We start from the raw sequence: 7942 nt of genomic DNA, 5'->3' as shown, positions 1-7942 counted from the left end.
GCCGCTCACTCAGGCCGGAGCCCGCTCCGGCGTCCGCCCCGCCGCCCCGAGCGGGAGCGACCCGCCGGGCACGTGGTCGACGCCGGGCAGGTGGTCGATGCTCAGCGCGCGCCGGCGCGGGCGCGGCGGTAGAGCACGCCGCCGCCGAGCAGCAGGGCGAGGCCGGCCGCGCCGAGCAGCTCGGTGCCGCCCGCACCGGTCGAGGCCAGCTGGCTGCCGGCCGCCTCGGGAGCGGCGGTGCGCGCCGACGCCGGCACGGCCTGACCGCTCTGGCCGCCGCCGGCCGCGGTGGTCGTCGCGGGAGTGGTCGCACCGGGCGCCGCGGGGGTGGTGGCGGACGGGCTGCCCGTCCGGGGGTTGCCGGGCGTGGTCTCACCGCCGCCCGGGTGCGACGGCGGTGTGGACGGCTGACCGGTGGGCGGCGGCGGGTTGTGCGAGCCGTGCTCCTCGGGGCAGTCCTCGTCCGGCTTGGCGGGCGGGGTGGTGGCCACCGACGAGCCCTCGTTCCCACAGGCGTTCCCGAAGGCCGGGTTGCCGACGCCGACCACGTCGACCGAGTTGCCGCAGGCGTTGACCGGGACGTGCACGGGCGCCTGGACACTGTTGCCGGAGACCACGCCGGGCGAGCCCGCCGCCGCACCGGAGGCGGACGACCCCGAGGCGCTGTGGCCGCCGCCGGAGTGCCCGCTGACGTTGGCGCAGTGGTTGCCGTACGCCGGGTTCAGCACGCCGATCACATCGACGGTGTTGCCGCAGGCGTTGATCGGCACCTCGACCGGTACCTGCACCGAGTTGCCGGAGGCCACGCCCGGCGAACCGGCGGCGCCCCCCTGCGCCTCGGCGCCCGCGTAGGCGTAGCCGGCGGTCGAGGCCAGGACACTGCCGGTGGCCACGGCCGTGAGGAGCCCCTTCTTGGCTACATTCCTCATATTTTCCCCTGACGTATCGAGACGACGTGATGACCTATCCGAAAGTCGGAATTTCCGACGAACGGGAAAGGTCTTCGAGTGCACAGGAGACAACGAGGCGCAAGCGGCGAGGTTGAGCCGAAAGAACCCTATTCACCCGATCGAGTGAGGCACGACAACAGGCTGACGGCCCGCCGATTCCCGGCCGGGTCCGGACGCACAAGCGCCCCCGGGTGGCGCGTCCGCCACCCGGGGGCCAAGTGAGTCGATCCGGTGATCGGCCCGTCGACCTGTCGGCCGGTGCCCCACCGGCCGGTCGACCCGTCGACCGGTCATCCGGTCATCGTGCGCTCAGCGCGCGGGCGCCTTAGAAGTTGGCGCAGTGGTTGCCGAACGCCGGGTTCAGCACGCCGATCACGCTGACGGTGTTGCCGCAGAGGTTCACCGGGATGTGCACGGGAATCTGAACCTGGTTGCCCGCGACCACGCCCGGGGAGCCGGCCGCCACACCGTTGGCGGCGGCGCCGCCGTGGGCGGACGCGACACCGGCGGCGGCCAGCACCAGGCCACTGGTGGCAGCGGCAACGGCGGCGATCTTCTTGACCTTCATCATTCCTCCTGTATGAGCAGCGCAACCCGTTCGGCGGGCTGCATAGGAGTGAACGACGGTGTGGCAAACGGGGTACGGAACCTTTTCCCCATTCACCCGCAACGGTGATGACCCGCACGGATGATCGATCCGTGGATACCGGCAGAATCGTTTCTCTCGATCTCCATTTCCCGGTCCCAAATCATTAGCTCGGACAATGCGGACGGCCCGCCCCCGGAACCCCGGGAGCGGGCCGTCGTCCCGCGGGCGGGAGGGTCGTTCAGCAGGCGTCGATGAAGCGGTCCAGCACCCGCACGCCGAACTTGAGCCCGTCCACCGGCACCCGCTCGTCCACGCCGTGGAACATCCCGGCGAAGTCCAGCTCCGGCGGCAGCTGCAGCGGCGCGAAGCCGAAGCAGCGGATGCCGAGGTCCTGGAACGACTTGGCGTCCGTCCCGCCGGACAGGCAGTACGGCACGGCCCGCGCGATCGGGTCCTCCGCCTGCAGGGCGCTCTGCATCGCCTCGACCAGCGCACCGTCGAAGCTGGTCTCGATCGCCTTGTCCGAGTGCAGGCTCTCGCGCTTCACGCGCGGGCCGAGCACGCTGTCCAGCTCGGCCAGGAACTCCTCCTCGTAGCCGGGCAGGAAGCGCCCGTCCACGTGGGCGGTGGCCTGCCCGGGGATCACGTTGACCTTGTAGCCGGCGCCGAGCATCGTCGGCTGGGCGGTGTTGCGCAGCGTGGTGCCGATCATCTTGGCGATGCCGCCCAGCACCCGCAGCGTCTCGTCCATGTTCTCCGGGTCGAGCCGCACGCCGAGCGCGTCGGACAGCTCGTCCAGGAAGGCGCGGACGGTCTTGGTGATCCGCAGCGGGAAGGTGTGCCGCCCGAGCCGGGCCACCGCCTCGCACAGCTCGGTGATGGCGTTGTCGTCGTTCTCCATCGACCCGTGCCCGGCCCGGCCCTCGACCGTGAGCCGCATCCAGTGCATGCCCTTCTCAGCCGTCTCCACCAGGTAGAGCCGGACCTGGTCGTTGACGGTGAACGAGAAGCCGCCGACCTCGCCGATGCCCTCGGTCACCCCTTCGAAGAGGTCCGGGTGCTTGTCGACCAGGTACCGGGCGCCGTAGGTACCGCCCGCCTCCTCGTCCGCCACGAAGGCCAGCACCAGGTCCCGCGGGGGCTTGCGCCCGGTCCGCAGCCGGTCGCGCACGACGGCCAGCGTCATCGCGTCCATGTCCTTCATGTCGACCGCGCCGCGCCCCCAGACGCAGCCGTCCGCGATCTCGCCGGAGAACGGGTCGTACGTCCAGTCCGCCGCGTTGGCGGGCACGACGTCGGTGTGCCCGTGGATCAGCAGGCCCGGACGCGAACGGTCCTCGCCCTCGATCCGGACGACCGTCGAGGCCCGCCCCTTGGCGGACTCGAAGATCTGCGGCTCGATGCCGAACTCCGCGAGCTGCTCCGCGACGTACTCGGCGGCCTTGCGCTCCCCCGGGCCCGAGCCGTCGCCGTAGTTGCTGGTGTCGATCCGGATCAGGTCGCGACAGATCCCGGCGACCTCCGACTCGGCCGTCACCTTCGGCGCCGCCGCCCGCCCCGCCGTCGACTCGCTCCGCTCGCTCACGGTCACTCCTCGTCTCTGGCCCGCACCGACGCACCGGCGCCTTACCCCCGGGACCTGCACCCGGGCGTACGAGCACGTCCGCCCATCCTCCCCCAGGCCCCCAGCCGTATCCACCCCGCGGGCCCCCGGGAACCGAGGCGAAATCCGCTGGTCACACCCCCGCCACAGAGCACCCCTTGCCCAGGTCACCGCCCCTGCCCGGCGATCCGGGGCCGTTTTGGGAGCGCAAGCCGATCTTTGCTACAGTTACATCTGTCAGCGCGGCCGACGAGGCTGCGGAGACAACACCCGGTCCGGGTGGCGGAATGGCAGACGCGCTAGCTTGAGGTGCTAGTGCCCTTTATCGGGCGTGGGGGTTCAAGTCCCCCCTCGGACACCAACGAAGACCCCTGTTGATCAGGGGTCTTCTGCGTTTCCCGGGCACGGTGGGCCCCCGGCCCGGCGGGGCGGTCACCGCGTGAGGTCTCCGCGACCGCCGCCGGGGAGGTCGCCCCCGTACGTCCGCCGCCGGGCCCGCCCGCGCCGCCGGACCGGAACGGCCGCCATGGCTGGTCAGAGGCCGTGCTCGTCCAGGATCCGCAGGAGGTTGCGCTTGCGCCGGTGGTCGGCCCGCAGGGCCGCGAGTTCGGCCGCGAACGCCGGCTCCGTCCCCAGTGCCCGGTGGCAGGAGCGGACCTCCAGCAGCAGCCGGGCCAGCTCGCGGTAGCGGGCGTCGCCGGTGAGCGGACCGAGCCGCTCGATCGCGCGGCGGTACCCCTCCAGGACGTCCCCGGGCCGACCGGGGTCGCCGGGGCCCGGTCCGGCCGGCGGCCTCGGGCCCGGGACGCCCTTGCCGGCCGCCCGTGCGAGGGCGCGTTCGGCCTTGGCCAGCTGCTTCATCAGGTCCTTCTCGGCCCGGCCGGCGGGACTGCGCCGGGCGGCCTCCTCCGCCCGCTCCCGGACCCGGCGCAGACCGGGCCCGCCCAGCAGGTCGCGGTAGTCCGCCAGCTCCGCCTCCACCAGGTGGTCGTGGCCGCCCAGCAGCCGGTCGACCAGCCAGTCGGCCAGCTCGGCGCGGTCCGGCGGCGCCGACCGGCAGGCCTCCAGGTGGGCCTCGTCGAGATCGGCGGCGACCCCGCCGACGCACCCGGCGGAGTCGTCGATCCGGTCGTACGCCCGGCCGAGCAGCCGGATCGCCTCCCGCGCCAGGGCGATCGCCTGCCCGGCCTGCCCCTCCGCCGTCAGCGCGCGGACGGCGGTCACCGCCTCGCCGGCCTGGAGCGCGTACGCCTGGGCGTCCGCGTACTCGACGTACCCGTAGTGGCTGAAGCGGCCCACCGCGAGCAGATCGGTGATCCGGGAGCGCAGTTGGGCGGGATCGGCCTGCGCGGTCGCGGCCCGGAGCTCCAGACGACGCCGCAGGGTCCGGTCGCCGTCCATCAACTCGCGCACCAGGAGCAGCAGGTCCTCGCGCGAGCGCGAGCCCAGCCAGGACTCCAGGCTGCCGGCCCGCGCCGTCGCCTCGGCCTTGAGCCGGGGCAGCTCGTGCCACTTCTCCAGCACCACCAGGCCCACCGCGACGCAGTGCTTGCAGAAGTTGCCGTCGAGTCCGTAGGGGCAGTCGCACTCGCCCGACAGCCCGTACTCCGCGTCGAGTTCGAGCACCACCTCGTAGGCCTCGGTGCCGCTCACGACCGCGGTGAACCGCTCCGCCCCGACGTCGAGTTCGGCGACCGCGTCCCGGTAGCCCCGGCCCCGTTCGAAGGAGCGCGGCCCGGCCAGGCCGCTCAGGTCGTCCTCGGTGAATCCGGCGCTGCTCGTCACCCTGTCATTCAAGCAAACGGCACCGGCCGGCCGACCGGATTCGGTCGCCTCAACGGGCCGCCCAGACCGGGCAGGCCGGGTGGTGGCGGTGGGTGCGGATGATGGTCCCGCCGAGGGAGCGGTGCTCGGTGGTGGAGACCGCGCAGCAGCGCGGTGCCGCGGTGGCGGTCGCGGGCCCGCGCGGGGAGGCCGGCGCGCTCGGGCCCGGCACGGTGGCCGGGGCGGAGGTGTGCTTCGGGGCGAAGGTGTGCGCCGGAGCCGGCGTCCGGTGCGGGGCGGCCGAGCGGCGGCGCCGGCGGCGGGGAGCAGAAGTGGTCACGGAGCGAGACTGCCCACGTCTCGGCCGGTGAATCCGGGGCTCACCCGGATGGACGACGGGCGCCGGGACGCGGGCGGGCGCCCGTCAGCCTTCGGCCCACCGCTCCGGCGGGGTCCCGCCGGCGGGCGCGGCCCCGGCCCGGCGGCGGCCGACCCGGTGGATCGTCTCGGCGACCACGAAGGCCGTCACCGCGGCGACGATCAGCAGCGGCATCGAGTTCGCCGAGTCGGCCCCGAGCAGTGCCGACGCGAGCACGGTACTGGTGACCGGCAGTCGGGTGACCGCGGCGGCGGAGGCGGCGAGGCCGGCCGCCAGCCCCGGGGCGAAGCCGAAACCGGGCAGCGGCCCGCAGGCGATCCCGAGGGTCGCGCCGATCAGGAGCGCCGGGAAGATCGGACCACCGCGCAGGCTGCCCAGCGCGATGCCCCAGCCGAGCGCCTTGCAGACCAGCAGCGCCAGCAGCGCGCCGACCGGCCACGACGCCGGATCGGCGGCCAGCTCGCCGAGGGTGGCCTGTCCGGAGAGCGCGGCCTCCTCCGGCGAGCGCCCGGTGAGCAGCGCGTACGCGGTGATGCAGGCGCCGACGGCGACGGCGCAGAGCACCGTCCGGACGGCCGTCGCCCGCCGGGTCGGCGCGGGCCGGTCCGGGAGGCCGGTGACGTACCCCTTGACCCGGCTGCCGAGGAGCCGGCCGGTCACGCAGATCGCCGCCACCACGACCGCGAGCGGGACCCCCCAGAGGAAGTCACCCGGGTCCGGGACGCCGGACGGCGGCTCCGAGGGCAGCGAGAGGGCCCCGATCGACAGCCCCGTCCAGTGGCCGAAGCCGGTGAACACCAGCGCGCCGATGCCGCTCGCCAGCAGGCACGGCAGGATCAGCGCCGTCAGCTGCGGCCCGCCGAGGCCGGCGCCCTCGATGATCATCACGGCGGCGACCAGCGGGCTGCCGAAGATGGTGGAGATCGCCGCCGCCGAGCCGGCCGCGCCGAGCACGGGCCCCAGTTGGGGCTTGGCCGTCAGCCAGGCGGGCCGGACGGCGAGCAGGGCGAGGCCGCTGCCCAGGGCCATCAGCGGCGCCTCGGGACCGAGCACGACGCCGAGCGGCAGACAGGCCAGGGCCGCCAGCACCACGCCGGGTACGGCGATCGGGAGGGTGGGTGGACCGCCGAGTCCGTCCACCGGGACGTGGCCGCCGCGGCCGGGCAGCCGAGTGACGATCGGGGCGAGCAGCAGACCGGCGAGCAGCAGCGCGGGCAGCGGCCACCACCAGGGCGCCCGGTCCAGGCCGAGGCTGTCCGGAAGGCTCTCCCAGACCCAGTGCTGGAGTTCGTGCTCCAGGCTGACGAAGCCGAACGCGGCGAGCGAGACGGGGATGCCGACGACGGCCGAGATCAGCAGGAGGACCAGGTAGCCCTTCTTCAGCAGTACCGCGCGCACGGCGTCGGGTCCGCCGACGGGCCGACCGGTCTGCTCGGGCATGCCCGCTCCTTCGCGCTCACCGGAGCCGGCCGCTGCCCGGTCCCGTCCTGGGACCGAGTCTCGCCCGCGGTACCGGCGCCCGCGCGGTGGTCGGCGTTCCGGCGCGGCGCGCCCCGAGCGGGTTGCGCCGTACGGACGAGCGGGTGCCCGGGGTCGGCGCCGTACGGACGAGCGGGTGCCCGGGTCGGGCCGCGGTCCGCGGTCGGCGCCGCGCGCCGGGGCCGCGGCCGCGGCCCGTCAGGCCTGCGGGACCTGGCGGGACTCCTCCAGCGCGCTCTCGATGCCCTGCACCATCCGCCAGAGCGGCGCCCGGCGGCTGGCGACCAGCACCACGACGTCGTCCGCCTCGCCGTCCGGCACCGCCTCGGCCGGCCGGTCGCTCCAGGTGCCGGTGACGAAGGCCATCGCCGCGTCCACCTCGGTGGTCCAGTCGCTCTCGCCACCGGAGCGCAGCCAGGTGCGCAGCGCGTGGTTGTGCGCGGAGACCACCGCGGCCGCGATCACGTCGGCGCGCAGGGCCCCGTCGGCCCGCGCGGCGAAGCGCCCGCGCAGGTAGTGCGCGAGCATGTGCTCGTAGCGCCAGACCACCGACAGCTCGTACGCCCGCAGGCCGGGCACCTTGCGGGTGAGCCGGTAGCGCTGGACGGAGAAGGACGGCTGCTCGGCGTACATCCGCAGGACGAGGCGGGCGGCGTCGCAGGCGTGCCGGACCGGGTCCTCCTCGCCGGTGCCCGACTCCAGGAACTCCGTCATCTCGGCGAGGCTGCGTTCGTGGTCGGGGAAGACCACGTCCTCCTTGGCCGGGAAGTAGCGGAAGAAGGAGCGCCGGCCGACTCCGGCGAGCGAGACGATGTCGTCGATCGTGGTCTGTTCGAAGCCCCGCTCCAGGAAGAGTTCGAAGGCGGCGGCGACGAGCGCTTCACGCATCGCCGGCTTCGGCGGACCGTCGTTCATGGGCTGGTCCTGCTCTTCCTTCTCGCTCATTCCCGGAACATAGCACCGGCTTCGAACAGCCGGGCCAGGTGTGCGGCGGGGTGCCCGCGGCACCCCGCCCGCGGCCGTTACGGCAGGTTGCGGGCCATCACGATCCGCTGGACCTGGTTGGTGCCCTCGTAGATCTGCGTGATCTTCGCGTCCCGCATCATCCGCTCCACCGGGTAGTCCCGCGTGTACCCGTACCCACCCAGCAACTGCACCGCGTCCGTCGTGATCTCCAT

At 74.0% G+C, this 7942-nt stretch carries 8 protein-coding genes and 1 tRNA gene; 1 reads left to right on the top strand and 8 read right to left on the bottom strand.

The window, feature by feature from the left end; translation table 11 throughout:
* Window positions 1-101: 101 nt before the first annotated feature.
* The 3 genes from ACFWA9_RS36925 to ACFWA9_RS36915 all read right to left on the bottom strand — a co-directional run bounded on the left by ACFWA9_RS36925 (window position 102) and on the right by ACFWA9_RS36915 (window position 3124).
* Window positions 102-929 (bottom strand): chaplin, encoded by an 828-nt coding sequence (locus ACFWA9_RS36925; protein WP_352297232.1) that lies wholly within the window; start codon window positions 927-929, stop codon window positions 102-104.
* A 346-nt stretch (window positions 930-1275) separates the two neighbouring features.
* A complete protein-coding gene (locus ACFWA9_RS36920; protein WP_380393546.1) occupies window positions 1276-1518 on the bottom strand; it encodes a chaplin in 243 nt (80 codons plus the stop codon).
* A 259-nt stretch (window positions 1519-1777) separates the two neighbouring features.
* Window positions 1778-3124: a M20/M25/M40 family metallo-hydrolase gene (locus ACFWA9_RS36915; RefSeq protein WP_329486963.1), complete on the bottom strand. Its 1347-nt coding sequence runs from the start codon at window positions 3122-3124 to the stop codon at window positions 1778-1780.
* A gap of 291 nt (window positions 3125-3415) precedes the next feature.
* On the opposite strand from ACFWA9_RS36915, the gene ACFWA9_RS36910 reads away from it, so the two are divergent.
* Window positions 3416-3503: transfer RNA gene (locus ACFWA9_RS36910), tRNA-Leu, on the top strand.
* A 173-nt stretch (window positions 3504-3676) separates the two neighbouring features.
* Here ACFWA9_RS36910 and ACFWA9_RS36905 read toward each other — a convergent pair.
* The 5 genes from ACFWA9_RS36905 to ACFWA9_RS36885 all read right to left on the bottom strand — a co-directional run.
* On the bottom strand, window positions 3677-4927 hold the full coding sequence (locus ACFWA9_RS36905) for an SWIM zinc finger domain-containing protein (RefSeq protein WP_380393543.1): 1251 nt from the start codon (window positions 4925-4927) through the stop codon (window positions 3677-3679).
* Window positions 4928-4976: 49 nt separating this feature from the next.
* Entirely contained in the window at window positions 4977-5246 is a 270-nt protein-coding gene (locus ACFWA9_RS36900) for a hypothetical protein (RefSeq protein ID WP_329486965.1), read from the bottom strand.
* Between the two features lie 84 nt (window positions 5247-5330).
* Window positions 5331-6725, bottom strand: coding sequence for a chloride channel protein (locus ACFWA9_RS36895; RefSeq protein ID WP_380393540.1), 1395 nt, complete (start codon window positions 6723-6725; stop codon window positions 5331-5333).
* A 237-nt stretch (window positions 6726-6962) separates the two neighbouring features.
* Window positions 6963-7709: a TetR family transcriptional regulator gene (locus ACFWA9_RS36890; RefSeq protein ID WP_329486967.1), complete on the bottom strand. Its 747-nt coding sequence runs from the start codon at window positions 7707-7709 to the stop codon at window positions 6963-6965.
* A gap of 77 nt (window positions 7710-7786) precedes the next feature.
* The coding region (locus ACFWA9_RS36885; protein WP_324923934.1) for an acyl-CoA dehydrogenase family protein at window positions 7787-7942 on the bottom strand (156 nt) is incomplete at its 5' end.

The sequence above is a fragment of the Kitasatospora sp. NPDC059973 genome (assembly GCF_042737525.1).
Classification (GTDB): domain Bacteria; phylum Actinomycetota; class Actinomycetes; order Streptomycetales; family Streptomycetaceae; genus Kitasatospora.
The sequence above is the reverse complement of the archived record's forward strand: the minus strand, read 5'-3'. Positions and strand labels throughout refer to the sequence as shown.

Coding starts and splice junctions, on each gene's coding strand:
- ACFWA9_RS36920 (WP_380393546.1), bottom strand. CDS start 1,518: ATGAAGGTCAAGAAGATCGCCGCCGTTGCCGCTGCCACCAGTGGCCTG.
- ACFWA9_RS36925 (WP_352297232.1), bottom strand. CDS start 929: ATGAGGAATGTAGCCAAGAAGGGGCTCCTCACGGCCGTGGCCACCGGC.
- ACFWA9_RS36895 (WP_380393540.1), bottom strand. CDS start 6,725: ATGCCCGAGCAGACCGGTCGGCCCGTCGGCGGACCCGACGCCGTGCGC.
- ACFWA9_RS36890 (WP_329486967.1), bottom strand. CDS start 7,709: ATGAGCGAGAAGGAAGAGCAGGACCAGCCCATGAACGACGGTCCGCCG.